The following is a 25,515-nucleotide window of genomic DNA, read 5'->3' on the forward strand; positions in this document are numbered from 1 at the left end:
ATTTTTTTTGGGGGGGGGGGCGATTCGAAAGAATCGCCTTTTTTCGTAACACGCCCCACAAAAACATAGGGGTGTTTGAATTTTTTGCTACATTTTAACTTTTATAACACAAAACAGGGGGGTAGTGTCTGTTTTTTTACATATTTTTGTACCATAACCCCCAAAAAAACGCATATGGTTTCACTAAGAGAAAAAGCACTGGAAGAGTTGCTTCGCAGAGAACCATCAAGGTTGAGTCCTACTGAAGGCAAAATCTCTGATATCTTTGGAATTAATGTTTTCGATCGTATTAAGATGAAGCAGTATCTTTCGGAGGAAGCCTTCGAAAGCGTAATTGCTGCAGTTGATGAAGGTCGTAGGATTGACCGTAAAATTGCGAATCAGGTGGCGGCAGGTATGAAGGTGTGGGCACTCGAGCGCGGAGCGTCTCACTACACCCACTGGTTTCATCCACTTACCGATTCCACTGCGGAGAAACACGATGCGTTTTTTGAGTTGCAGCAAGGGGGTGGCGCAATTGAACGATTCCGAGGTGAGCTGCTCGTTCAGCAAGAACCAGATGCGTCATCATTTCCAAGTGGTGGATTAAGAAATACGTTTGAGGCACGCGGCTATACTGCGTGGGATCCCTCCTCGCCTGCATTTGTGTTAGACGGAACACTCTGTATTCCCACCGTATTTATCTCCTACACCGGAGAAGCGCTCGATCTTAAAACACCCCATTTGCGCTCCCTGTTGGCCCTTGATACAGAGGCAGCCCAAGTTTGCCAACTCTTCGACAAAGACGTAAAAAAAGTGAACGTGACCCTTGGCTGGGAGCAAGAGTATTTCTTAGTGGACGAAGGTTTGTTTATTGCCCGTCCCGATCTACTGCTTACCGGACGCACCCTAATGGGACATGTCGCAGCAAAAGACCAGCAGCTAGAGGATCACTATTTTGGTTCCATCCCAGACAGGATTGGGGCATTCATGAAGGAGATGGAACTTGAATCTTACAAGCTATCCATTCCCGTAAAAACACGCCACAACGAAGTGGCTCCGCACCAATTTGAATGTGCACCAATATTTGAAGAAGCCAACCTAGCCGTGGACCACAACCTCCTCCTAATGTCAGTAATGGATAAGGTGGCCCGCAGGCACAAGCTGCGCGTACTCTTTCATGAAAAACCATTCAAGGGAGTTAACGGATCGGGAAAGCACTGCAACTGGTCCATGGCCACCCATACCGGCGTAAACCTTCTGTCGCCTGGTAAAAATCCCCGTTCAAACATCCAATTCCTCACTTTCCTAGTGAACACTATGAAAGCTGTTGATACGCATGGTATGTTACTTTTGGCCAGCGTTGCCAGTCAATCGAACTCGCACCGCCTTGGAGCCAATGAAGCACCTCCCGCCATTATGTCTGTATTTATTGGCACCACCCTTTCGGCTATGCTCGACTCGCTCGAGGAGCGTGTAAGCGATAAAAAGATGACGCCAGGTGAAAAAACCGAGATCAAACTAGATATTGGAAAAATACCGGAAATTCTTTTAGATAATACCGATCGCAACCGCACATCTCCATTTGCCTTTACCGGAAATAGATTCGAATTACGAGCAATGGGTTCCTCTGGAAGTGCTGCAGCGCCATTAATAGCGCTAAATACAGCAGTTGCCGAACAACTCCACAATTTTAGGCTCCAAGTTGAGGCCTTGATTGAAAAGGGTGTTAAGAAGGACGAGGCAATTCTTCAGGTATTACGAACCGTGATTGCGGAGTGCAAAAAAATCAGATTCGAGGGCAATGGCTACAGCCAAGAATGGCAAGACGAAGCCACAAAACGTGGATTACCAATGATTAATGACGTCCCAACGGCTTTTAAATCATTCCTATCGCCCGGTTCGGTAAAGATGTTCAACGATTATTCAGTCCTATCGGAGCGCGAACTTGAATCCCGATTTGAGATACGCAACGAAACATTTGTCAAGAAACTCCAAATTGAAGCACGGGTATTGGGCGACTTGGCCATAAACCATGTTGTTCCTACAGCACTCGAGTACCAAAACGTATTAATCGAAAACGTTAAGGGATTAAAAGAGTTGTTCCCAACTGGAGATTATCTGAAATTAGCCGAGACACAACTGCTAAGTATCAGGAAAATATCAGAGCATATTCGTCAAATCCGAGAGTCCACCATCAATTTAGTGGAAAAACGAAAGGAGATTAATCAAAATAACGACGTGTTCGAACGGGCAACGCTATATTCAAAGGAGATAAATCCAGTTATAGAAGATATTCGCTACCACATCGACAAGCTAGAACTGATTGTGGATGATAAAATTTGGCCATTGCCAAAGTATCGCGAATTGCTTTTTCTACACTAGCCCACTACCAAATAATTATTTACCCCGAAAGGTTTCATTGCGTATTCAATGCAATAAAACCTTTCGGGGTTTGGTTCTTTTAGGCTTCAAAATCGCACAATAAAAAACTTCCTTTTTTCTGAGCATAACTTCCATTTTAGAATCATTGAAATTTTGTTTACTTTTATGGCTTAATGAATGGGAGTTAAAAATTAATTCGACTTTTCTATCTGCCAAAACAATAACTCTTTCAGGTTATTAGTTTTCAGCAAAAAAGTAATTGAAAGAAAACGCAACGCAATGGTTAAGAAAACCTTTCCCTTCCTGATAAAAGGCGTATTCGCCTTGTGCATTGGTTTGTTTTTATTGCCAGCAACAACCCTTGGGCAAAGCAAACTCGAAAGAGCCAATAGGGTATTTGAGGCTGGCGGTTATTACGAAGCCATTGATATCTATCGCAATATTTACAACGACCTTGCAGATGCGAGCAAGAAACCTTTTGTTCTTTTTCGTATTGGTGAGGCTTACAGAGTCATTGGCAACAATAGACAAGCCGAAATTTGGTTTGAAAAGGCAATCAAGAAAGAGTACGGCGATCCGGTGGTCTACCTGAAATTTGGCGATGTGCTTATGATCCAAGAAAATTACGACAAAGCCCTTGCTCAATTCGAAGAGTATAAAAAGTTGGTTCCGGCCGATCCTATTGTAAACGACAGAATAAAGAGTTGTGAACTTGCCCGACAATGGACTGCCAATCCATCGGGGTATATTGTTGAATCGGTGGATTTCACCAATTCAAAATTCAACGATTTTTCTCCAGCCTTTGGCTCCGAAGACTACGGAATTCTCTATTTTACCTCATCCCGACCTGGCACTGTTGGAAACAAAACTCACTCGGCCACCGGCGAATCATTTACCGACATCTTTGTTACTGAGCGCGACAGGAAAAACACTTGGAGCACCCCAAAACCCATTCAAGGTGAAGTCAATACCGAATTCGAAGAAGGTTCATGCTCACTCTCATCCGATTACAAAACAATGTTCTTTACTCGCTGCAGAGTAAATAAGCGTGATAAACTGGGATGCGAAATTCTATTCGCACAAAACCAAGAAGGCACGTGGATTAAACCAGAAAGGATTCCCATTTCGGGCGATAGTATCGTAGTTGCCCACCCTTCCATTTCGGACGATGGACTAACACTTCTTTTTGTCTCGGATATGCCCGGTGGGTTTGGTCAGACTGACATTTGGAAAATAACCCGAAATAGCATAAGCGATAGTTGGGGCGAACCAATCAATCTTGGAGCAGCAATAAATACTCCCGGACGAGAAATGTTCCCCTATGCACACCCCGATGGCTCCATCTATTATTCCTCCGATGGGAAGTTAGGTATGGGCGGGTTAGATATTTATAAAGCAACACAAAAGAAAGACGGTAGTTGGGAGTCCGCAAACATGCGCTACCCTGTAAACTCTTCCGCCGACGACTTTGGTGTAGTATTTCAGAAAGAAAAAGAGATGGGTTATGTTACTTCACGCCGCAAGAGTGGCCGAGGTGGCGATGATATATACCAATTCTACCTTCCACCCATTCTTTTCAATATTACAGGTATTGTTAAGGACGACAAAACAGATAAACCACTCGCCCAATCTACCGTTAAGTTGATTGGCTCCGATGGAACAAATCTCAGTATCGAAACTGGTAAGGACGGTGTATTTAAGTTTGTACTGTCGCCCAGCACCGATTTCGTGATGGTTTCGCAACGTGTTGGTTATCTTAATGGAAAGGGAAAGGAGACCACTCGAGGAATCACAGCTAGTAAGGATTTTACTGCAACTCTCTATATGGCATCAACCGCGAAACCAATTGAGTTACCTAATATTTTCTACGATTATGGCCGATGGGAACTTCGACCAGAATCAATGGTTTCGCTCGACAAACTAGTGGAAACACTAAACGATAACCCCAATATTACGATTGAATTGGGATCGCATACCGATAGTCGGGGAACCGATGCCTTCAACTATGAATTATCTCAAAAAAGGGCGCAGAGTGTAGTCGATTATCTCATTGAAAAGGGTATTGCAACGGATAGGCTTAAGGCAAAGGGGTATGCCGCCTCCAATCCTAAGGTTATTGATGCACGAATTGAACAGTCATACCCTTACTTAAAAGAGGGCAGTATTTTAAACGAAGTTTTCATAACTGGTTTGGGAATTGAGGAACAGCGAGAGGTTTGCCATCAATTAAACCGTCGAACCGAGTTCAGGGTACTCTCAACGACCTACAAACCTGCAGATATTAAATAGAAAAGCAAAAAAAGCGCTCTGGCAACAGAGACGCTTTTTTTATTTGCTTCAGAAAAGATACCGCTAGCAATGGAAAAACAGTCAAGATACGAGAGAAGAGGAGTATCGGCATCGAAAGAGGATGTCCATAATGCAATAAAGAATCTCGACAAAGGGCTATACCCAAAAGCCTTTTGTAAGGTAGTTCCCGATATCCTCGGAGGAGATCCCGATTACTGCAATATAATGCATGCCGATGGGGCCGGAACAAAATCGGCACTAGCCTACGCCTACTGGCGTGAAACTGGCGACATGTCCGTATGGAAAGGGATTGCTCAGGACGCCATTGTAATGAATACAGATGATCTACTCTGCATTGGAGCCTACAATAACATTTTACTCTCCTCTACGATTGGCCGTAACAAGCGGTTGATTCCGGGCGAAGTAATTACAGCCATAATTGAAGGCACCGAGGAATTTATTCAGCAAATGCGCGACTTGGGTATCGACATTCACCTAACGGGTGGCGAAACTGCCGACGTTGGCGATTTGGTAAGGACAATTATTGTCGATTCCACCGTAACAGCCCGGATGAAGCGCTCTCGCGTGATCACCAATGCAAGTATTCAAGATGGAGATATAATTGTAGGTCTCTGCAGTTATGGGCAAGCTACCTATGAAAAAGAGTACAATGGAGGAATGGGCTCAAATGGGCTAACGTCTGCTCGGCACGATGTTTTCAACAAACTCGTTGGAGAGAAATATCCAGAGAGTTTCGATACCGGAATCCCCAGTGATGTGGCCTACTCAGGCAAGTTCAACCTTACCGAAATGGTGGATAGCGTTGGAATGACTGTGGGCAAACTGGTCCTCTCTCCCACCAGAACCTACGCACCCATTATTAGAGAAATTCTAAACAACTACTGGCCCGTGGTGCACGGCCTTATACACTGCTCCGGTGGTGCGCAAACAAAGGTCTTGAACTTTGTAGATAACCTCCACATTATTAAGGATAATATGTTTCCAGTGCCACCCCTATTTAACCTAATACAGCACTACTCCCAAACCGATTGGAAAGAGATGTATAAGGTGTTTAATATGGGTCATCGGTTCGAAGTTTATGTATATCCTGAGTTTGCCGATGACATTGTTGCAATTTCCCGAGAGTTTGGAGTTGACGCGCAAATCATTGGCAGGGTTGAATCCCATAAAGGAAAAATGGTAACGGTGAAAAGTGATTTGGGAACATTCCAATACCGCTAATTGTCGTCGAAAAAATTGCTAAATTTGCATCCAATTTTAAGTAGGGAATTTAGATGAGTGAGAATTCTATTTTGAGCAAACTTCAGGGATTAAACCTCAAGTTTGAAGAGATTGGCCAGCAATTAACCAACCCAGAGATTACGTCTGATCAGAAGAGGTATGTGGCCTTGAATAAGGAATATAGGGAATTGAAGCCTCTCGTTGAGGCCTATGATACTTACAAAGATGTAATTAGCAATATTAATTTTTCAAAAGAGCTGCTTGCAACCGAGAAGGACGAGGAAATGCGTGAACTAGCTAAGGGTGAACTAGAATCCTTATCTATTCAACGCGATAGCCTTGAGGAAGAGATCAAAATGCTATTGATTCCGTCCGATCCCGAAGATAGCAAGAATGCCATTCTCGAGATTCGGGGTGGTACAGGAGGCGACGAAGCGGCGATCTTTGCTGGCGATCTTTTCCGCATGTACACCAAGTATATCGACGCAAAGGGATGGAAATACGAAATAAACGATTTTTCGCCCGGTTCATCTGGAGGCTATAAAGATGTTATCCTCAAGGTAACAGGCAATGGCGTATATGGCATTCTAAAATACGAATCGGGGGTTCACCGTGTTCAACGAGTACCTCAAACCGAAACGCAAGGACGGGTGCACACATCAGCGGCAACTGTGGCAGTATTGCCCGAGGCAGAGGAGTTCGATGTGGAAATCAACATGAGCGATGTGCGCAAGGATACCTTCTGTTCTTCCGGTCCCGGTGGTCAGTCTGTAAATACAACCTATTCGGCTATTCGATTAACGCACATCCCATCAGGAATTGTGGTTCAGTGCCAAGATCAGAAGTCACAGATTAAGAACTTCGATAAGGCCTTTGCTGAATTGCGGACCCGTATCTACAATCTTGAATACCAAAAATATATGGATGCCATTGCGCATAAGCGTAAAACGTTGGTATCGACAGGCGACCGATCTGCCAAAATCAGAACCTACAACTATCCTCAAGGAAGAGTTACCGATCACCGAATTAACTTTACCATGTATAACCTTGCTTCAGTGATCGATGGAGACATTCAGGAACTGATAGAAAAGCTTCAAATGGCAGAGAATACCGAAAGATTAAAGGAGAGCGAAATCTAGATAATTGCCTAGCCTATGACCTCACGGGAACTTTTCGAAAATATAAAAAAGAAGCAGAGTTTTCTTTGTGTCGGACTCGACAGCGATTTGAATAAAATCCCTGAGTTTCTGCTTGCAAAGGAAGATCCTATTTTTGAGTTTAATAAGCGCATTGTGGATGCAACAGTCCCATATGCGGTCGCATTTAAACCCAACTTAGCATTCTATGAGGTCTTGGGCTCTCAAGGTTGGATAAGCCTTCAGCGAATTGTGAAATACATCAAAGAGAACTATCCCGACATATTTCTAATTGCCGATGCAAAGCGCGGGGATATTGGTAACACCTCAAAGATGTATGCAAAGGTTTTCTTCAAACACTTTCAGTTTGATGCCGTAACTCTTTCACCCTACATGGGACAGGATACAGTAACCCCCTTTATTGGAAACGAGGGAAAATGGGTTATACTCCTAGCACTTACATCAAACGATTCGGCTGCTGAATTGCAAATGCTACCTGTTGGCGATGGATCACAACGTCTTTTTGAAAAGGTAATTGACGCCTCCATGCACTGGGGTAGCGAAAATAACTTGATGTACGTGGTTGGGGCAACAAAAGCCAATATGCTTGCCGATGTAAGAAAGTTAGTTCCTCACCACTTTCTACTGATTCCTGGTGTAGGCGAGCAAGGAGGAAGTCTTCAGGAGGTGGTTCAATATGGAATGAACTCCCAGTGTGGATTGTTAGTCAACTCTTCCCGCGCAATTATCTATGCCGATAGAACTCAGAAATTTGCAGAGGTTGCAGGCCAGAAGGCCAAAGAGTTGCAGATGCAAATGGCCGGTTTTTTAAAAACATCAAACCTGCTATAATCGTTTGCTAAAAATATTTACTAAAAAGGCAAGGTGCAACTCCTTGCCTTTTTACTTCTCATCCATCTCCTTCAACATCGAATTGCATTAACAAAAAACCACCAAAGCCAAAGCCTTGATGGTTAGTTTGTTTATTGCTTCTTTTATCTCGCCATACCGGCAAGGGAAAACCTATTTCAATACGAACACAAAGTCGCCACCCTCATCTCCAGTATCCTTAATATCACCAAACTGAGGCACCGTTTCGGTATTGTTTATAACGGCAGGTTTAATACTTGCAAAAAGTTCTTCAGTACTAATATACTTTTGAGTATTCGAATCCAACCGTTTAACTAGCGTTTCCATGAAGATGCTCTTGTCTGGCACTTCGGTTAGGGTTCCACTAGTCATTGCCTTGCGGCTAGGTAGTTCATAGAGTTTATTTATGCTGTTTGGCGCATCACTAAACGCTTTTCTGGTTTTAAATATTCCACCGCTAAAGCATGCATCAGCTATAAGTAGCGTGTGCCGCGATTTTATAGCACCAATATAATCACGCAGAGTGCTATTGGCGAGCCAGTTTGCGGAACTCGACGATTTGGAATCGGACGGTAACCAGTAACCCAATTCTGTTTCTGGATTCCAGTAACCATGACCGGCATAAAAAATCACTATGTTATCCTTTTTAGTAACCTTTTTGGTGAGCATATCAAATGCATCGATTATATTCTCGCGCGTTGCATTTTTTAAGAAATATACATTGTTTGCATCAAAGGTGTATTTTCCAACTAAAAGTTTCGCCAAGGTTGCAGCGTCATTTACAGGCTCATCAAGATTATTAATTACCGAATCGGGGTATTCGTTAACGCCAATAATAAGAGCAAAATTCCTTTCTACCTGCTTGTCAAATACAAGATCGAGTTCTTCTGTCTCATTTGTTTCCTCTCGAGATGCTTGAGCATCCTTTCGTATAACGATGAACTTACGTTCAGAGGTAGATCCATTTACGTCGGTAGCACGGATTACGATCTCATTCTTTCCCGGAACCAACTTTACGTTGGCCTCAAATGTACCACCCTCGGCAAGGATTGCGTCGGCATTACCAACTTTTACCTCAAAAATTCCGGTAACCGATTTGGCAACACCCTTTACCATAATGGTCTTGGAAAGAACTACAATGCCCTTATCTGGTTCAATGGACCGCATTCGTTTATCCTTCATCTGCATTGAAGGCTGCGCCAGGTAGCCACCTCTAGTCGTGCCATTTCCACCGACTAATGTTATACCGGTAGGTTCATTGACAATAATCTCCGGTGGATTTATCGCCACAGGAACTGGTGCTGGTTTCTCAAATGCAACAGCCAATGGACCAACAACAGAATTAACGGTTTTTACCACAGCATTTCCTTGCATGGTTTGTGGTTTATCCGTAACAGGTAGATCCCTAAACTGAAACTTCCCCTTCTTGTAGTCGAGCGAGTAACTGTCGTAAGTAAGTATTTCAAAACCAAGATCAAGGGCCTTTGCGCGATCGAGATATTCCGGCACGCGTTCAAATACGAAACTAGCCTTTACCTTATCGCCTGCATTAAATGTCAATGTTGGGGTAGAATAGCGTTCTGGACCCTTAACTGTTCCAAGCTCACCCGTTTGAGCATCAATCTTACGATTCTTGAAATCCGTGATGGTAACAAGTCCATTGAACATCTTGAGGTCGCGTTTACCGCCTGTATTCTCAATGGTCATGTCGAGCTGCATTTTGTTGTCGGGTAGCCGATGCAAACTCTCAAGTTTAAAAACAAACTTTAGAAAATCATCGGAATTAGGCACCATAGATTGACTTGTAGCTGTCAACTTTACGGTAAGACTACCTTTGACAAAACCTGCGTCTTTTTCGGCATCCCAAACCATCAAGCGCTCTACACCTCCAGCTAAACCTTTACCATAGTCGCCTGAAACGGTTTTCATGGGTAAAAATGCCTTCCCATCGAAAGAGTAGTAACCTGCAACTTCAAATTGTTGACCAAGTTTTTCACCTAAAATATCATATTCGAGGTTAATCTTGTTCCCCAGTTGCTTAACTTTAACAACTTTAATTTCTTGAGCCGTTACACCCTCAAGAGCCAATAAGGAAATCATTAGCAGTGCCAGATTTCGGACAAAGTTTTTCATGATTCTGGTCTTTATTTATTATTAATGTATATATCACCAAATTTTTCAAAGGCATCAAGAAACAGCAAATTCACTTGAATTTTATCATCCCGAAGCCTTGCCCCCTGAAACCCAAAACTCCCACGGATTCGAGAGGTTTCCCTAACGATATTCTCGGATTTAGGGCTGTAAGAATCCCCAATGCTGCGAACGAACTTCCGTCCAGCCTCAGCATGAGTTGTCATTTCGCGCATCCAACCACGAGTAAGGCCTGCCCATAAACCCGGGTAGGAAGTAAAGATTATGGTTGAATCATACTCATTAGGTCCATAGTACTTGTAAGAGTAACTCGGGTAAGTATGCACCTTTGATTGTGTAGTAGAAGTAAAGTTATAGTGCCAATCGCGAAGGCGATAATTATAGCTAGTTTGTACATTTTTAGCAGGGTCGTTATAATCGGCAAAAAAGTAAACATCGTACTCTTCCTGCAACTCAAATACGTTATTCAAGTTGAATTCCAATCTAACAATAGACGCTTTTGCTTCAACTGCATCTTGAACTTCTGTTTTATTTGGCAGTGAATATTTTACAAGAACAATTTGCTCATTGTAACGGGTAAAGTGCGAATCTAGAACCGCCAGTGAAGGCACATAAAAAGGAATATTTGAGCTAATCTTATAGTACGTATCATATTTCTGCCCTTGAAGGGTATACTTTCCCGAAACGCGCTCTATATTGTAAATATCTCTAAAATACTGGATTTTTGAATCAAACTGAAGTGCGATCATTCCCTTGGCACGCTCTATGGCTTGCACCATGGCTGAATCCCGAGTCATATCTGGATCGCTTACACCCACTGCAAAATATTCATCGCTGCTCGATAGAGGCGGATTGAAAAACCAACTGGGTATCGTATCGGGGTAGTAACTTATGCGTTTAATGTGTGTAAAGTGGGGCGACAAAACTTCATTGTTTTTTTGCCGCATAATCTCATACAGCAATTTCGCCTCCTGCGAATAGGCAGCACTTGCACCTACCACACAAACAATCAATATATTAATTACAAGAGCATATAAATATCGAACAGGGAACATCATACCCACATTTTTTTCCAATAAGCCCCACCAAGATAAGCGAAAAATGTAGAAATGTTTTGGGTTGTTGTTACTTCGTAGGAGATTTTTGTTTTTGCGTATGGAGTTGTTGAGCATTGTTGCTCAAGGGACATCCTCAATATCGATCAACTTGTTTAGAATGGCATAAACGGTGAGGCCCGATGCCGACTTTATTCCTAACTTTCGGGTGATGTTTTTGCGATGAGTGATTACTGTGTGAATTGAAATGAAGTTTTTATCGGCAATTTCCTTATTAGGCAAACCCAGCGAAACATCCCGAACAATCATCAACTCTTTTGGAGTGAGTTCGCCTATGGGTAGTTCTACGTCCATCTCTTTATAATGAATTCCGATCATACCCTTAACAATTTGTATTATAGAACTTTTACCGTCATGTAGATGAACAATACAAGACACCTGGCTCGCGTATTCAAAGTCGTGATTACCGCTCAAGAGGGCAACAAATCGTGTTTCGCAACTTTGGCCAAATAGACATCGTAAGCTAACGGCACCAGTAGGCAAAAGACTCGGATTAAAAATGAGATAATCGGGACGAAGATCCACCACAGCCTTTACGATTCGTTCGCAATCGTCCACCTCCCTTAACACGGATGTATTTCCAATTTCTTCAATAGTGCTAACAAGCCCACGCCTAATCAGGTATGAGGGATCGGCAACCACAAAGGTTACCCGTTTCATACAGCATACCCTCCCGGCCTTTTAAGGGCAATTTCCATGGCCAAAACTTTGGGGACAAGAATCCTCTCTTCAATTACGGTATGGTCCTCGAGTTCCTTCTCCATACTTGAGAGTTCCAGTAGAATGGCCGTTACCACCTTGCCATTATCGATTGGCGGTAAATACTTTATAAGAATATTGCGCAAATCAGAGAGTTTTTCCTCAATATCTTCATGCTGCTGGTTGAACACCGACATGGAGTAATTTTCCATCCTGTTTTTTAAATCGGGCGTGATCACACCCGACACAAAACAATCGGAAATCATAATGGAATAAGGAAAAACAACACTATCCTCAAACCGAATATGTTCCATAAATTCAGCCACATAGTTGCTAAAAAACTTATCAATAAGCCCAACATGAGCCTCACCACCATGATATTGCGCCAATAGTTGGATCTTCTCCCGAATGGAAATAAACTTCTCCTCATAGAAGTATGCATGGGACTTCAGTAGATAGTTGACTACAACTTCCACCCCATACTTTGAAGCCTTTTTTGAAGGAGTATACAATTCATCGCAGAAAAGATTGGTCGTCTCCAGAAAAAAGTCAACATCAACGCTATAGCTATCGCAGACTTGGGCCACCGTTTTCTCACCAAACCCAAGCCTGATTCCAAATCGATGAATTATGGGAAGCAGCTGAATGTGGTCATGAATAACCTCAGCCATTTTAGTGGAATGAGTAATAATCATAGTTAATCGTTTTACATTTCAGAAACAGAGACCTCAAAAATATGTTCGCCACCTCAGGGCTGGAAAAAGAAAAGCATCGGCCACGCCTATGTGATTATAATAATGGATTAACTCAATATAGATTAAACCTTTCTCCAGAATAGAGTCTACAATTGACTGATATCAAATACAACGACAAAAATTAGATACCCAAAAAACTAGTGATATGTTTTTTGAAGAAAAACAAATTCTGTTAAAAGCCGTGTTAAATATATTGTTTAGCATAAAATATTTAGCCGAATGGAGTTACATTTGCCTAGTATCTAAATCTTAGAAATTTACACTACAATGAAAAAGAACTTAATAATCACAGCCTTGGTTTGCCTTCTGGGCACAGTATCGGTTAATGCTCAAGTTGCTGACACATCCAAAGTGAACGCCGCAACTCCTGAAATTAGTTTCGCTAACACGGAACATGACTACCAAACCATTGAGCAAGGTGGTAACGGAACCTACAAATTTACATTTACCAATACAGGGAAGACACCGCTTATCCTAACCAATGTTGTATCCTCTTGCGGATGCACAACACCTATCTGGCCCAAAGAACCCATTAAACCAAGTGGAAAAGCAGAAATTGAAGTAGGCTATAATACTAATATTGTTGGACCATTCAGCAAGTCGATAACCGTGTTTTCCAATGGAAAAACATCTCCCGTTGTGCTACACATCAAAGGCGAGGTGAAGTCCAAATAATCCTTACGAGAATCTTACCATTAACAACATCGTCATGCCCAAAATTTCTGAAAAGGGGAAGGCAATGCCCTCCTCTCCAATACGTAAATTAGTTCCTTTTGCCGAAGCGGCGAAAAAAAGAGGAGTGAAAGTTTACCACCTCAACATTGGTCAACCAGATATTCCTACACCACAAATTGCGTTGGATGCTGTTCGCAATTGCACAGATAAAGTTATTGAATACAGCCACTCTGCCGGGAATGAATCTTACCGCAAGGGGCTTGCCAAATACTATAAAAGCATCGGCGTTGAGATTGACCATACGCAAATGCTTATAACAACAGGCGGTTCGGAGGCAATCACCATTGCTCTTATGACTTGCCTCGATCCTGGTGATGAGGTTATCATTCCAGAACCATTTTATGCCAATTACAATGGGTTTGCCACCCAAGCAGGTATTGTGGTTAAACCAATAACCTCAAGCATTTCGAATGACTTTGCTCTTCCAGCAATTTCGGAGTTCGAAAAGCTCATTACCCCAAAAACTAAGGGTATTGTTATTTGCAACCCCAACAATCCAACGGGTTACCTCTACACCAAATCGGAGTTGGAACAACTGGCAATGCTCATAAAAAAGTATGACCTCTATCTTTTCTCCGATGAGGTATACCGTGAGTTCTGCTACGATGGCAACGAACATTTCTCCGCCATGAACCTACCTGGTCTTGACCAGAATGTTATCCTGATGGATTCTGTTTCGAAACGATACTCCATGTGTGGCGTTAGAATTGGCGCTCTTATTACCCGAAATAAAGAGGTGATAGATGCAGCCATGAAATTTGCTCAAGCAAGGTTATGCCCACCATCGTATGGACAAATTGCCGCTGAAGCTGCTCTGGAAACCCCTGCCGACTATTTTGTAGGAGTTTACAATGAGTATATTGCCCGAAGAAATTTCATGGTAGAAGCCCTTAATAAGATGGAAGGCGTATACTGCCCTCGTCCAAAGGGTGCATTTTATACTGTTGTAAAACTTCCCATCGACGATTCCGATAAGTTTTCGCAATGGTTACTTGATGATTTCCAATACAATGGCCACACCGTAATGCTTGCTCCTGCAACAGGTTTTTATGCAACATGTGGCTTAGGGAAAAATGAGGTTCGCATCGCTTACGTTCTCAAAATTGAGGACCTTAAGGGGGCTATGGAATGCCTCGATGTTGCGCTGAAGCAATATCCGGGTAGAACCATCTAGAATTAAAAATTGAAAGAGCTCCTTCCGGGGCTCTTTTTTTTAAACCAATGTGGCATTGAGTTGTTGGTGAAATAAAAACCAATGGACTTAGGTTTACAAGATCAACTCTTTGTTGTAATTGGTGCCTGTTCCGGATTAGGCCGTGCAGTTGCCGAAAATTTATTACACGAAGGTGCTCGTGTTATTGTGATCGGCCGACGTGCCAAACTTCAAAAATCCATAGAAGAATCATTCCACGGCAACGTTGAAACCCTAGTGGCCACCATAACCACCCTTCCACTCTCACCAATCTCCAGTTTTATCACTGGACAAACCATATCCGTTGACGGAGGAGCTAGTAAAGGAATATTTGGGTGATCACATTATCGATATCGGATCCCTTTACTTAATCCAATAAATGCTCAACATTTCCAAAGGAGGAATCTACTGTTTATCAATTTTCTGCACTAAATTGGTGCTGCAAAAATAGTTTCTTACGGATTAAACATATTCAGACTTAGATTGTCGAATAGAATTGCGCCAAGACAGTTAATAATCAGCTATTTTTGCTGCATACATTCAACTTACAAACCATAATAAACACAAACCGTGAAAAAAAATCTAATTTTGGCCTTACTTGCAGGAATGGCACTTACCTCCTGCAACAAGGGAGGCGGGGACTCCGAAAACCCATTCTTTAGCGAGTATGAAACTCCATTCGGAGTTCCGGCATTCGATAAAATAAAGACAGAGCATTATCTTCCAGCCTTTAAGGAAGGAATCAAACAGCAGCAGGCTGAGATTGCAAGTATTGTTAAGAATACCGAAGCACCTACCTTCGAAAATACTATTCTTGCGATGGAGAATAGTGGTGGACTGCTCGATAGAGTAAGTGGCGTATTCTTAAATATCACCGAATCCAACAGCACTGATACCATTCAGGCTATTGCCGATTCAGTTGCCCCACTTCTCTCCAAGAATAACGACGACATTTATCTCAATGCAGAACTTTTTCAGAAAGTAAAAGTCATCAACGACCAAAAAGCGCAACTCTCCCTCAATCAAGAGCAGAAAATGCTGCTGGACAAAATCTACAAAAATTTCGTTAGAGGTGGAGCAAATCTTGACTCAAGTAAGCAAGCACGCTTCCGTGAGGTAAATGGAAAGTTGGCACTGCTCGAACTTCAATTCAGCAAGAATCAACTTAAAGAAAATGATGGGTTCAAACTTGTAATTGACAATAAGGATGACCTAATTGGACTTCCTGAATCTATTATTATGGCGGCAGCGGAACAGGCCAAAGCGGATAAAATGGATGGAAAATGGGTGTTCACACTTTCAAAACCCAGCCTTATTCCTTTTATTACCTATTCGCAGAAACGCGAGTTGAGAGAAAAAATCTATATGGCATATGCCAATAGAGCCAACAATAAAAACGATTATAACAACAACCCCGTAATTGCAAAAATCCTTCCCCTAACCTTAGAGAAAGCACAACTCTTAGGGTTTTCATCCTTCGCCCACTTTATGTTGGATAATACTATGGCTAAAACGCCAGAAAACGTTTATAACCTTTTGAACCAAATTTGGACCCCTGCCATAAAAAAGGCAAACGAAGAGGTTGCAGATATGCAACAAATGATTGCTAAAGAGGGTGGTAAGTTTAAACTAGCATCTTGGGATTGGTGGTATTATTCGGAAAAGGTAAGGAAAGAGAAATACGCCCTCGACGAGGAGATGCTTCGTCCCTACTTTAAGCTGGAGAACGTTAGAGAAGGAATTTTCTATATGGCAAAAAAGCTTTATGGACTAACCTTTGAAGGAAACAAAACACTTCCAAAGTATGATCCATCGGCAGTAAGCTTCGAGGTAAAAGATTCAACAGGCAACCTTCTAGCCATCCTCTACATGGATTACTTCCCACGTCCAAGCAAGCGTGGTGGTGCATGGTGTACCAACTTCCGCAACGAAAAGATAGTTGATGGAAAGCGTATTGCACCTGTAGTATCGATTGTGACTAACTTTACTAAACCTGTTGGAGACCAACCAGCCCTGCTAAACTACGACGAGGTTTCGACACTATTCCATGAATTTGGGCACGCACTACATGCTATGCAAACAAAGGTAACCTACGGTAGCCTTTCTGGGACATCAGTTGCTCGCGACTTTGTTGAACTCCCATCGCAGATTTCTGAAAACTGGGCATCAGAGCCAGAAATGCTTCAGGTATATGCAAAGCACTACAAGACTGGTGAGGTTATTCCTGCTGAATTGATCGAGAAAATGAAAAAGAGCGGAACGTTCAACCAAGGGTTTGTCACCACGGAATATCTTGCCGCCTCATACCTCGATTTAGGTCTTTATGCCGACACTATGCTTGCCGGATTCGATGCTCAAAAGTTTGAAAAAACCACCATGGACAAGCTAGGCTTAATTCCTGAAATTCTGCCTCGCTACCGGAGTACCTACTTCGGCCACATCTTTGGAGGTGGATATGCTACTGGATACTACAGCTACATTTGGGCTGAAGTGCTTGATGCCGATGCTTTCAATGCATTTAAGGAAACTGGAAACATTTTCGACAAGAAAACAGCAACATCATTCCTTCAAAATGTTCTCGAAAAAGGCGGTACCGAAGAAGCCATGGACCTCTATAAAGCATTTAGAGGCAAAGAACCAAACATCGATCCATTGCTTATCCGTCGTGGATTGAAGTAAATGGTTTGATTATACTAATTACAAAACGCCATCCTAGTAAGGATGGCGTTTTTGCATTTAGGCTACTAGATTGCAAATCCAATCATGGTAATGTCGTCTATTTGTTCACGCCCGCCCTTATGTGCCTGGTGAGCCATCAGCAATCGCTGCTTCTGTTTCGCCATGGGTAGCCGGTATATTTCGGATAATAAACTCTTTAATGTGGCAACTCCAAACTTCCTATCATCCTCATTTAACTGATCCGAAAACCCATCTGAAAAGAGGTAAACCACGGTTGGTTCGTCTAACGTAATTTTATTTAGCGTAAATTTCCGAGTCGCCTCCAGCTGGTAACCGCCAATGGATCGAGAATCGCCGGCTATCTTTATAAATTCATTCCCCTTAAACATATAAAGTGGACGTTTGGCCCCAGAAAAAGTGAGTGTTCCTTCAAGTTTATCGTATAGAACAATAGCAATATCCATACCCGAATGAGAATGTGGAGAATCCGCATCCTGTTTAAGCGCTTCCCGCACCATTATATTCAATTTCTCCAGCACCAGAGCTGGGTCTGTAATTTCACTTTCTACTACAATTTGATTTAGAAGCGTATTGCCAATCATCGACATGAATCCCCCTGCCACACCATGTCCAGTACAGTCTGCTAAAGCAAACAGTGTGCATTCATTCGTTTTGTAGGTCCAATAAAAGTCGCCAGAAACCACATCTTTGGGCTGATATAGAATAAAATAATCCCTGAAAATGGCTGAGAACACATGGTCTTCAGGTAGAATAGCTTCTTGAATAGTTTTAGCATATTCGAGACTACTCATAATTCGCTCATTTTGCTGTTCAATCTGGCGTTGACGCTCTTTTAAAACCTCATTTGCATGCTCAATTTCATCGCGCTGAGCCAATATCTCCTCTTGCTGCTGCATCAATTCTTCGTTCTTTTCGAGAATCTCATTCTGATGCTCCTCTAGTTTCACAAATAGAAGTTGCTTATTTCGGTAGTTTCGGTATAGAACAGCCAATAATGCCAATAGCACAACAACAATTATAGAAAGCATTACTCTGATAGCCAGTTGCCATCGACTCTTTTCTCCAGCAATAACAGAACGCTTCTCTTGTTCCACCTCGATATTATGCTGTTCCTTTTCGAAATCAAATCGCATTTGAGCACGAATTAGTTGCTCCGTTTTTTCCTTCGAAAATGAGCTATCACGAGCGGCAGTGTAACCTTGATGGTATGTCAGGGCTTGCTTATAGTTGCCGTTCTTCTGATAGTATTGACTAAGCTCAGCAGATACATCGCGTATTAACTCCCATGAACCAATGGCTTTTGAAAGAGACAACGCTCTTAAAAGCAGGCGATGGCCCTCTTCTTTACGATTCAGTTCAATACAACAACTGCCCAAATTAGTCAGTACTTGGGCAATGCGGTAATTGTCTTTTAACTGTTCGAATACAAGCAACGACTTTGCATAAAATTCATACGCATAACTGCAGTCGCCTTTGCTTTTATAGATATTCCCAAGTTCATTTGAAATAACGGCTTGATTATCGCGGTCACCAATTTGCTCGCTCAACTCGAGCCCCTTCATGTAGAAAACAATCGCATCGGAATTATTCCCTTTCTTTTGGTATGCCTCGCCAATATTAATGTAGGAAATGGCTTGTCCGGGAATATCCTTAATCTTTTGGGAGATAACCTGAGATCGACCGTAGTAATCCAACGCCTTATCGTAATCTTCTTGATAGAGATAAACTATCCCAATATTATTGAGTACAGCGGCCATCCCATCTAGGTCATGTAATTCATCCTTAATCTTTAGCGATTTGAGGTAACAGCGGAGCGCCAACGGATAATTTCCTAACATTCGGTTGACTGCCCCAATGTTGTTATAATTATTTGAGATGAGATCTTGGTTATGAAGTGAATCCGCAATGCCAAGGCTTTGGTTCAGGATGATAAGTGAATGACTTAAATCGCCTTTACATCGCAAAACAACTCCCATCCGATTCAAGGCTAACCCTTGGGTGTTTGCCAAACCCGCCTTCTTTGCCACCGCATACAAACTATCCGCCAGTTGAAAGGCTAAATCGTAAGCCCCTGTTGAAATAAGGTGATCAGTTCTCTTAAGGGCCGCACGTAGTTTAACGGTATCAACACTTTCAGCCGCACGACAAGTTAACCCTCCGAATAAAAGGATTTGAAGCGAAAATAAAATCAGGACACTCAATCGAACCATTAATCGCACAATATTTTGAGGATCAATTATACAAAAAAATAATGGGTAATGACAGCAAGATCGAACTGTAAATAGCATAGACCAAATAGTTTTTGTGTCTTCGAAAATGCAATAGCATAAATGTTTATAGGTGTAATACTAACCCCAGTGTAATATCTCCGTATAAATTAAAGATTTTAAAATCCATCGTAGCCATTAGATTGGTTGATCATATATGCGAAATATTTGCATCCATCACAAAAATATATATATTTCAAAACTAAATATAAAGAAAAGTCAGCCTTACCCCAAAAACCTAACCGTATGACATTTGCCGCAAAAATTGTCGAACAGAACCTAACCCTAGTACGACCATCGGGATTACCTCTTGGATTCAAAACGCTGAACCCGGCAGAGCAGAAAGAGGTACAACAGTTGATCATTCAGTTTTACACGAAATACTTCAGCGACAACAACGAAAGAGTGCTTATCCTAGGAATCAACCCAGGTAGATATGGCGCTGGTATCACCGGCATCCCATTTACGGACCCAATCCGGTTGGCCGAAGATTGCAGCATTCCAAACGCATTTACTCCTAGGCCAGAACTCTCCTCCGTATTTATCTACGAAATGATTGCCGCCTTTGGTGGGCCCGAAAAGTTTTATGAGCAGTTCTATTTCAATTCGGTATGTCCGCTTGGGTTTACCCTCGATGGGAAGAATATTAATTACTACGATAACCGTGCCTTACAGAATGCACTAGACCCTTATATCGAGGAGCATATGAAAAGTCTAATCTCCTTGGGCCTTCGAACCGATGTTTGTTACTGTCTTGGAGAGGGGAAAAACTACCAGTATCTGAATAAACTGAATGAAACAAAGGGTTTCTTCCGGGAAATTATACCACTTTCGCATCCTCGGTTTATTATGCAGTATAAGCTGAAGACCAGAAATGACTATGTGGATCAATACATTAAATCGTTTGAAGAGCATCGATTTAAGATATTATCCCAATAAACCATAGTGAGTTATTGGTGTATAATGGGAAACTCAGAGGGAAATACCCATTTGTTTTCTCATATTGCAATGAGAAAAACAATCCGTTTCAGTCAGAAAAGCATCCTTTTGTCAAAAAAAATAAAAAAAACAGCGCAGTCTGCTTGTGTTAAACTTTGGTGTCAATATATTTGTAACGAACACACCCTAAACTATCAAATCTATGGTAAAGCGACACAAAGACAAACTGACTGAAAAACTTATCAAGGAAACCGCTAAGGAGGTATTCTTTGCAGAAGGAAAGTTTCATGCCACAACCCAGGAGATTGCCACTAAAGCCGGGGTTAATAGAGCTCTCATCCATTACTACTTCCGTACTAGGGAGCAACTTTTCGAGTTGGTGCTACAAGATGCACTCAACAACTTTGCCTCGCGCCTTACCGATGTAGTATCATCGGACGCACCCTTTAAAGAAAAGGTATCGTCATTTATTGAGATGTTCACCGAGGCCACAATGAAATATCCTTACGTGGATGTATTTATTGTTACCGAGATTAACCGCAATGAGAATCCTAAGTTTAGGATACTCTCCCCAGAACTCGAGAACCTCATGAAAGAGAAGTTTGTGCCTGAACTGAAGAAGGAAATTGCAAATGGTACTATTGATGAGATTTCCACAAGCCAATTTATTGTGAACCTTCTCTCTCTTTGCTCTTACCCGCTCATTGCAAAACCAATCATTGCAAACATGTTTAGTCTTAAACAACGAGAGTATAAGGCGTTTCTTAAGGAGAGAAAAAATATTATTTTAAACCTGATTTTTAAAGCTTAGCGCTGCGGTTACTGCAAAGCGACAATTACACATAGCAACAACACAATCCGGATAAATCATCGGAGTTGGGTTGTTGCTATTTTTGTCTGATTCTGGTTACCGTCAAAAAGGCGTTAATCTTAAGCAATAGTTTTATTCAATGCCATACAAAGGTTTTATTTTTGATTTTAATGGCACTCTCTTTTGGGATACTCCTCTGCACGATAAAGCATGGGGATTATTTCTGGAAAGGCATGGTTACTCACTCACCCATGAAGAGATGGCCCATGTAATTCATGGGAAAATGAATAAGGATATACTGCCTGCAATTTCCCAGAACCAACTAACACAGGAAAACATCGCCATGTATGCCGATGAAAAGGAACTCATATACAGAGAACTTTGCCTGCAGCACGGGATGACCCTTGCCCCTGGAGCTATAAATCTGCTGAACAATCTAGTAACCATGGGTGTGAGATGTGCCATAGCAACGGCTTCTCCTGCGGTTAATGTGCATTTCTATATTGAGCAATTTGGCCTGCATAAATGGTTTCGGTCCAACACCATAATATGCGACAATGGAGAATACCGTAGTAAACCCTTCCCCGATCTATTTATTGAAGCAGCAAAACAGATTAACCTTCCTCCCGATTTGTGCATAGTAGCAGAAGACTCGTTGGCAGGTCTTAAGGCAGCTATAAATGCACGCGCAGGTAAGATTTACTGTGTAGGACCTGCATCCATTATTACCGATTCGAGCGTTGAAACAATCTCCCACTTCGACCAAGTTGACCTTTCCCTTTTCTAAAGGATTAGCAAAGAATCCTTCGCTAATCCTTATCGAATATCCAAGAATGACCCACCCAACTATCAAAAGCATAAACACTAGAGGATGAATATCCATCCAAAAAATTGACTTTCTATTGTTATTGTTGTAAATTTACTGAATGGGGAAAATATTTTATCCCCACAACATTAACCCTAATTGCATACACCATGAAAAAAATTATGCTACTGCTGCTTTGCACTGCAATGCTTTTTACTGGATGCAAGAAGCATGAACCGACCGAAAAAACAATTTTAGGCTGGTGGACCCCCTACTACTTTATGCCCGAAAAACTAAATGGAAAAGTGAAAGTGGTAAAGGAACAAAACTACTGGGCTGTTTACGAAAATGGACAGATCATCAAAGGCGAACTGATTGCCGCATCTGAGAAAAAAAACATAGGATGGACCGACGACTTCGATGCCCTTTTCGACGAACAGGGGCAGATACTCAAATGTGACCTCTTAAATACTCAAGGAATCACAAGCGGAAGTTGGTTAATAACGCTCGATGAGGGTATCCCAACCATCGCCACCTGGCAAGAGCACGATTCAGTTACAACAACGGTTGCCATTAAGACGGACAAAAAAGGGAACATTGTGGAGACCAATTTTTATAGCGGCACTTCTAAAGAGTTGCTATACCGAACCGACTGGGTGTATGCAAAAAACAATGAATTCATTAGGGCAATTTGGTACGATACTCAGGGGAAACTTACGAAAAACAACCGATATACCTGGAACAGCGACGAACAAGTTACCGAAATAGAATCTTACACAGGAGCAGATTCCCTAGTCGTTAAATTTTCCATTGCTTATAACAAAAAAGGCTTCTCCAAAAAGCAGGAACGCATTGCCCCAAATGGACAGGCACTGAAAAAGGTTATGATAAAGTATGAATACGATGAGAATCTCAACTGGATTAGAGCCGTATTCTTCGAGGATGAAAAACCATTGGCCGTAGCCGAAAGAACCTACGAGTACTACTAATTGCCTTCCGAATAAAAAAAGTCCTCCTAAGGGGGACTTTTATTTTTCTACCCAACAATTGTAAGGGGTTTGTGCAATATTAGAGTTGTAATAGCGAATATCACTCGTTACCTCCTTCTCGACCCAGGTTGGCGATACAAAAGATTCGAGTTCACTGTCTAGCTCAATTTCAGCAATTATCAATCCTTCATTAGCACCAAGGAATTCGTCCACCTCCCAAGTTTTACCATAGACCTCAACTTTGTAGCGCACTTTTGACACTTCATTTGCCGAAAAGTTGTTTAATAGTTCTTCCGCCTCTTCCTGTGGAATTAAGTACTCATACTCCTGCCTTGTAGCTCCTCGACTAATCCCCTTAATGGTAAGATAACCATCGGTGTCGGTAAGCCTTACTCGGATAGTCTTTTCAGGATCGGAGAGGATGTAGCCCTGCCGAAGCAACTTTCCCGGACCCTTGTCAGCCTGATTCCACTTTTCCTTTATCACTAAAAACTTCCGTTCGATTTCTATTCCCATCGCGAGCAATCACTTATTTCATTCAACATAACGGCTTATAATACATACCAAATGTAAGTATTTATAACCAATATCAGAAAGAGGCAACTAAAACCAGTGGCCTCTTTTTTATGCTACTAGTTGGCAACATGATATCATTCGAATAGATGATCGTTCTCACTAAAAATACACTTTTAAAACCATACATTTAAGACCTTGAAATAGTAAACTAAACGCAAATGAAGAAGATAATCGCACCATTCCTACTGCTTGGCCTATTCGTAATTCTAATTTCGGCCAAGCCCATTCCCCAAACACCCGAGGAGATACTCTCCCAAATTTCGTTTGTGGATAGCTTTTCTCGGATCAAAAACGATAGCACTATGTTCGCCTCAACCTACGTGGTGTGGTTTAAGATGCCTATTGATCATAACGATCCCAACAGCCCCACATTCCCGCTCAAGGGTTACTATTCGCACCGCGATTTCAATAAGCCAATGGTGGTGGTAATTGATGGGTATGCCATGTATACCTCCCGCCCCAATGAGTTATCGCGTATTCTTGGCTCGAACCAGCTAACCATTGAGCACCGATTCTTCGACCAAAGCCGACCAAAAGATTCAATCCCCTGGTCGAAGCTCACCATTCGCCAGGCGGCAGCCGATGAGCACCAGATAATACAAGCCTTTAAGCAATACTACCATAAAAAATGGGCGTCTACCGGCATAAGCAAGAGCGGGCAAACCACTATCTTCCACCGAAGGTTTTATCCAAACGATGTAGACGTAAGCGTACCATACGTTGCACCGTTAAACCAATCGAATGAGGAACCACGGGTTTACTCCTTTCTGCAAAAAGTTGGAACAGCCGAAACACGAGCAAAGATTTACCAATACCAGCTCGAACTTTTTAAGAACAAGGCAACAATTCTACCCCTATTTAAGAAGTTAGCCGAGACCAAAGGATGGAAATTTTCCATGGGAATCGAAAGAGCGTATGACCTAAGCGTGCTCGAATATTCCTTTGCCTTTTGGCAATGGGGTACGCCAGTGGATAGCATTCCGGCCAAAGGATCATCGGCCAAAATTCTCTTTAAACACTTCGCAGATGTTAACCCATTTACCTTCTTTGAGGATGGAGAGGTGGAAACATCGCGCCCATTCTTTTACCAAGCCATGACCGAAATGGGAATGTATGGCTACGACATTAAGCCATTTAATCAATACTTAAAGGATACCGCAAATATCACCTTTGGATTTACCATGCCTAAAGGATATGCACCCGTTTTCCGTCCCGAATCGATGCGCGACATCGACCGCTGGGTAAAAGATTCCGGAAACTACATGCTATACATCTATGGCCAAAACGATGCTTGGAGCTCAACGGCCGTTGAGCCCGGAACAAAAACCAACGCCGTAAAGATGGTGAACCCCGGCGGAAGCCATGGCACCCGAATCAGAAGTTTCCCACAACCAATGCAGGATAGCATCTACACGGTATTGGGAAAATGGATGGATGTAGATCTATCGACATTTAAAAAAACAAATACTAAATAACCACGGAGACACAGGATAATGTGCCAATGAGACAATATGCCAATGAGACGATGAGGCAATTAAAAAAAGTAAATGCTTTATCCGCTACGCGGAAATTTCTCCGTATTCTCCGTGCCTCTGTGTAACATTTCATTTTGCTTACTATCAAACATCCTTAATCATGGAATATGCACATCCAAAACTCTTCTGTGAATGCGGCGCAAATAGATTCAGCTCATTTGATGCCGGTGGTGCGCGCCGCTACGTGGATTTTTATTCGTTAACCGAGGGCTTTCCCGCTTCGCGGTTCGCCCCCGGCTATTATATTACGGCCCTTCAGGCCTAAAAAGAAAAAACATTATGCTATCTCCGTGTTCTCCGTGCCTCTGTGTAACATTTCATTTTGCTTACTATCAAACATCCTTA

At 42.2% G+C, this 25,515-nt stretch carries 20 protein-coding genes; 14 read left to right on the forward strand and 6 right to left on the reverse strand.

The genetic code is table 11. The features are described 5' to 3' along the window. Window positions 1–174 precede the first annotated feature (174 nt). The 5 genes from BLS65_RS06320 (at window position 175) to pyrF (ending at window position 7,883) form a co-directional block, all read left to right on the forward strand. Window positions 175–2,364: a glutamine synthetase III family protein gene (locus tag BLS65_RS06320; protein ID WP_092437065.1), complete on the forward strand. Its 2,190-nt coding sequence runs from the start codon at window positions 175–177 to the stop codon at window positions 2,362–2,364. Window positions 2,365–2,643: 279 nt separating this feature from the next. Next, the gene (gene porE, locus BLS65_RS06325) at window positions 2,644–4,653 is read left to right on the forward strand and encodes a PorE family type IX secretion system protein (protein ID WP_092437067.1); all 2,010 of its coding nucleotides are present in this window, start codon (window positions 2,644–2,646) and stop codon (window positions 4,651–4,653) included. A 69-nt stretch (window positions 4,654–4,722) separates the two neighbouring features. Further along, a complete protein-coding gene (locus tag BLS65_RS06330) occupies window positions 4,723–5,895 on the forward strand; it encodes an AIR synthase related protein (RefSeq protein WP_092437070.1) in 1,173 nt (390 codons plus the stop codon). A 53-nt stretch (window positions 5,896–5,948) separates the two neighbouring features. Beyond that, the gene (gene prfA, locus BLS65_RS06335; RefSeq protein ID WP_092437072.1) at window positions 5,949–7,034 is read left to right on the forward strand and encodes a peptide chain release factor 1; all 1,086 of its coding nucleotides are present in this window, start codon (window positions 5,949–5,951) and stop codon (window positions 7,032–7,034) included. A 15-nt stretch (window positions 7,035–7,049) separates the two neighbouring features. Further along, the gene (gene pyrF, locus BLS65_RS06340) at window positions 7,050–7,883 is read left to right on the forward strand and encodes an orotidine-5'-phosphate decarboxylase (protein ID WP_092437075.1); all 834 of its coding nucleotides are present in this window, start codon (window positions 7,050–7,052) and stop codon (window positions 7,881–7,883) included. 171 nt (window positions 7,884–8,054) lie between these two features. On the opposite strand, the gene BLS65_RS06345 is transcribed toward pyrF, so the two are convergent. The 4 genes from BLS65_RS06345 to BLS65_RS06360 form a co-directional block, all read right to left on the reverse strand. Further along, window positions 8,055–10,034 (reverse strand): caspase family protein, encoded by a 1,980-nt coding sequence (locus BLS65_RS06345; RefSeq protein WP_092437078.1) that lies wholly within the window; start codon window positions 10,032–10,034, stop codon window positions 8,055–8,057. 11 nt (window positions 10,035–10,045) lie between these two features. Beyond that, complete coding sequence (locus BLS65_RS06350) at window positions 10,046–11,110, reverse strand: hypothetical protein (protein ID WP_125869790.1); 1,065 nt, start codon at window positions 11,108–11,110, stop codon at window positions 10,046–10,048. A gap of 120 nt (window positions 11,111–11,230) precedes the next feature. Continuing rightward, a complete protein-coding gene (locus BLS65_RS06355; protein ID WP_092437082.1) occupies window positions 11,231–11,827 on the reverse strand; it encodes a response regulator transcription factor in 597 nt (198 codons plus the stop codon). Beyond that, complete coding sequence (locus BLS65_RS06360) at window positions 11,824–12,561, reverse strand: hemerythrin domain-containing protein (RefSeq protein WP_092437084.1); 738 nt, start codon at window positions 12,559–12,561, stop codon at window positions 11,824–11,826. The genes BLS65_RS06355 and BLS65_RS06360 overlap by 4 nt, the downstream gene beginning before the upstream one ends. 327 nt (window positions 12,562–12,888) lie before the next feature. On the opposite strand from BLS65_RS06360, the gene BLS65_RS06365 reads away from it, so the two are divergent. The 4 genes from BLS65_RS06365 to BLS65_RS06380 all read left to right on the forward strand — a co-directional run bounded on the left by BLS65_RS06365 (window position 12,889) and on the right by BLS65_RS06380 (window position 17,227). Continuing rightward, window positions 12,889–13,296, forward strand: a complete 408-nt coding sequence (locus BLS65_RS06365; RefSeq protein ID WP_092437087.1) for a DUF1573 domain-containing protein — start codon at window positions 12,889–12,891, stop codon at window positions 13,294–13,296. A gap of 34 nt (window positions 13,297–13,330) precedes the next feature. After that, window positions 13,331–14,530 (forward strand): pyridoxal phosphate-dependent aminotransferase, encoded by a 1,200-nt coding sequence (locus tag BLS65_RS06370; protein ID WP_092437089.1) that lies wholly within the window; start codon window positions 13,331–13,333, stop codon window positions 14,528–14,530. Between the two features lie 81 nt (window positions 14,531–14,611). Further along, window positions 14,612–14,887 (forward strand): SDR family NAD(P)-dependent oxidoreductase, encoded by a 276-nt coding sequence (locus tag BLS65_RS06375; RefSeq protein WP_092437091.1) that lies wholly within the window; start codon window positions 14,612–14,614, stop codon window positions 14,885–14,887. A gap of 267 nt (window positions 14,888–15,154) precedes the next feature. Continuing rightward, window positions 15,155–17,227, forward strand: coding sequence for a M3 family metallopeptidase (locus tag BLS65_RS06380; protein ID WP_092437124.1), 2,073 nt, complete (start codon window positions 15,155–15,157; stop codon window positions 17,225–17,227). A 65-nt stretch (window positions 17,228–17,292) separates the two neighbouring features. Here the strand turns inward: BLS65_RS06380 and BLS65_RS06385 are convergent, their stop codons facing one another. After that, the gene (locus BLS65_RS06385) at window positions 17,293–19,458 is read right to left on the reverse strand and encodes a tetratricopeptide repeat protein (RefSeq protein ID WP_170830016.1); all 2,166 of its coding nucleotides are present in this window, start codon (window positions 19,456–19,458) and stop codon (window positions 17,293–17,295) included. Between the two features lie 303 nt (window positions 19,459–19,761). Here BLS65_RS06385 and BLS65_RS06390 point away from each other — a divergent pair, with 303 nt between their 5' ends. The 4 genes from BLS65_RS06390 to BLS65_RS06405 all read left to right on the forward strand — a co-directional run bounded on the left by BLS65_RS06390 (window position 19,762) and on the right by BLS65_RS06405 (window position 23,059). Continuing rightward, window positions 19,762–20,454 carry a uracil-DNA glycosylase family protein gene (locus BLS65_RS06390; RefSeq protein WP_092437096.1) on the forward strand — a complete coding sequence of 231 codons (693 nt, stop codon included), beginning with the start codon at window positions 19,762–19,764 and terminating at the stop codon, window positions 20,452–20,454. Between the two features lie 202 nt (window positions 20,455–20,656). Beyond that, window positions 20,657–21,265 (forward strand): TetR/AcrR family transcriptional regulator, encoded by a 609-nt coding sequence (locus tag BLS65_RS06395; RefSeq protein ID WP_092437099.1) that lies wholly within the window; start codon window positions 20,657–20,659, stop codon window positions 21,263–21,265. Window positions 21,266–21,404: 139 nt separating this feature from the next. Beyond that, window positions 21,405–22,052, forward strand: a complete 648-nt coding sequence (locus tag BLS65_RS06400; RefSeq protein ID WP_092437101.1) for an HAD family hydrolase — start codon at window positions 21,405–21,407, stop codon at window positions 22,050–22,052. 188 nt (window positions 22,053–22,240) lie between these two features. Beyond that, window positions 22,241–23,059 (forward strand): hypothetical protein, encoded by an 819-nt coding sequence (locus BLS65_RS06405; protein ID WP_092437103.1) that lies wholly within the window; start codon window positions 22,241–22,243, stop codon window positions 23,057–23,059. 39 nt (window positions 23,060–23,098) lie between these two features. Here BLS65_RS06405 and BLS65_RS06410 read toward each other — a convergent pair whose 3' ends face one another. Further along, window positions 23,099–23,575, reverse strand: a complete 477-nt coding sequence (locus BLS65_RS06410) for a CYTH domain-containing protein (protein ID WP_092437105.1) — start codon at window positions 23,573–23,575, stop codon at window positions 23,099–23,101. A gap of 218 nt (window positions 23,576–23,793) precedes the next feature. Between BLS65_RS06410 and BLS65_RS06415 the strand changes: the two genes are divergently transcribed. Continuing rightward, a complete protein-coding gene (locus tag BLS65_RS06415) occupies window positions 23,794–25,110 on the forward strand; it encodes a S28 family serine protease (protein WP_092437107.1) in 1,317 nt (438 codons plus the stop codon). Window positions 25,111–25,515 lie beyond the last annotated feature (405 nt).

The sequence above is a fragment of the Williamwhitmania taraxaci genome (assembly GCF_900096565.1).
Classification (GTDB): domain Bacteria; phylum Bacteroidota; class Bacteroidia; order Bacteroidales; family Williamwhitmaniaceae; genus Williamwhitmania; species Williamwhitmania taraxaci.

Coding starts and splice junctions, on each gene's coding strand:
- porE (WP_092437067.1), top strand. CDS start 2,644: ATGGTTAAGAAAACCTTTCCCTTCCTGATAAAAGGCGTATTCGCCTTG.
- BLS65_RS06355 (WP_092437082.1), bottom strand. CDS start 11,827: ATGAAACGGGTAACCTTTGTGGTTGCCGATCCCTCATACCTGATTAGG.
- BLS65_RS06320 (WP_092437065.1), top strand. CDS start 175: ATGGTTTCACTAAGAGAAAAAGCACTGGAAGAGTTGCTTCGCAGAGAA.
- pyrF (WP_092437075.1), top strand. CDS start 7,050: ATGACCTCACGGGAACTTTTCGAAAATATAAAAAAGAAGCAGAGTTTT.
- BLS65_RS06370 (WP_092437089.1), top strand. CDS start 13,331: ATGCCCAAAATTTCTGAAAAGGGGAAGGCAATGCCCTCCTCTCCAATA.
- BLS65_RS06375 (WP_092437091.1), top strand. CDS start 14,612: ATGGACTTAGGTTTACAAGATCAACTCTTTGTTGTAATTGGTGCCTGT.
- BLS65_RS06330 (WP_092437070.1), top strand. CDS start 4,723: ATGGAAAAACAGTCAAGATACGAGAGAAGAGGAGTATCGGCATCGAAA.
- BLS65_RS06385 (WP_170830016.1), bottom strand. CDS start 19,458: ATGGTTCGATTGAGTGTCCTGATTTTATTTTCGCTTCAAATCCTTTTA.
- BLS65_RS06365 (WP_092437087.1), top strand. CDS start 12,889: ATGAAAAAGAACTTAATAATCACAGCCTTGGTTTGCCTTCTGGGCACA.
- BLS65_RS06400 (WP_092437101.1), top strand. CDS start 21,405: ATGCCATACAAAGGTTTTATTTTTGATTTTAATGGCACTCTCTTTTGG.
- BLS65_RS06390 (WP_092437096.1), top strand. CDS start 19,762: ATGACATTTGCCGCAAAAATTGTCGAACAGAACCTAACCCTAGTACGA.
- BLS65_RS06405 (WP_092437103.1), top strand. CDS start 22,241: ATGAAAAAAATTATGCTACTGCTGCTTTGCACTGCAATGCTTTTTACT.
- BLS65_RS06395 (WP_092437099.1), top strand. CDS start 20,657: ATGGTAAAGCGACACAAAGACAAACTGACTGAAAAACTTATCAAGGAA.
- BLS65_RS06415 (WP_092437107.1), top strand. CDS start 23,794: ATGAAGAAGATAATCGCACCATTCCTACTGCTTGGCCTATTCGTAATT.
- prfA (WP_092437072.1), top strand. CDS start 5,949: ATGAGTGAGAATTCTATTTTGAGCAAACTTCAGGGATTAAACCTCAAG.
- BLS65_RS06350 (WP_125869790.1), bottom strand. CDS start 11,110: ATGATGTTCCCTGTTCGATATTTATATGCTCTTGTAATTAATATATTG.
- BLS65_RS06380 (WP_092437124.1), top strand. CDS start 15,155: ATGGCACTTACCTCCTGCAACAAGGGAGGCGGGGACTCCGAAAACCCA.
- BLS65_RS06360 (WP_092437084.1), bottom strand. CDS start 12,561: ATGATTATTACTCATTCCACTAAAATGGCTGAGGTTATTCATGACCAC.
- BLS65_RS06410 (WP_092437105.1), bottom strand. CDS start 23,575: ATGGGAATAGAAATCGAACGGAAGTTTTTAGTGATAAAGGAAAAGTGG.
- BLS65_RS06345 (WP_092437078.1), bottom strand. CDS start 10,034: ATGAAAAACTTTGTCCGAAATCTGGCACTGCTAATGATTTCCTTATTG.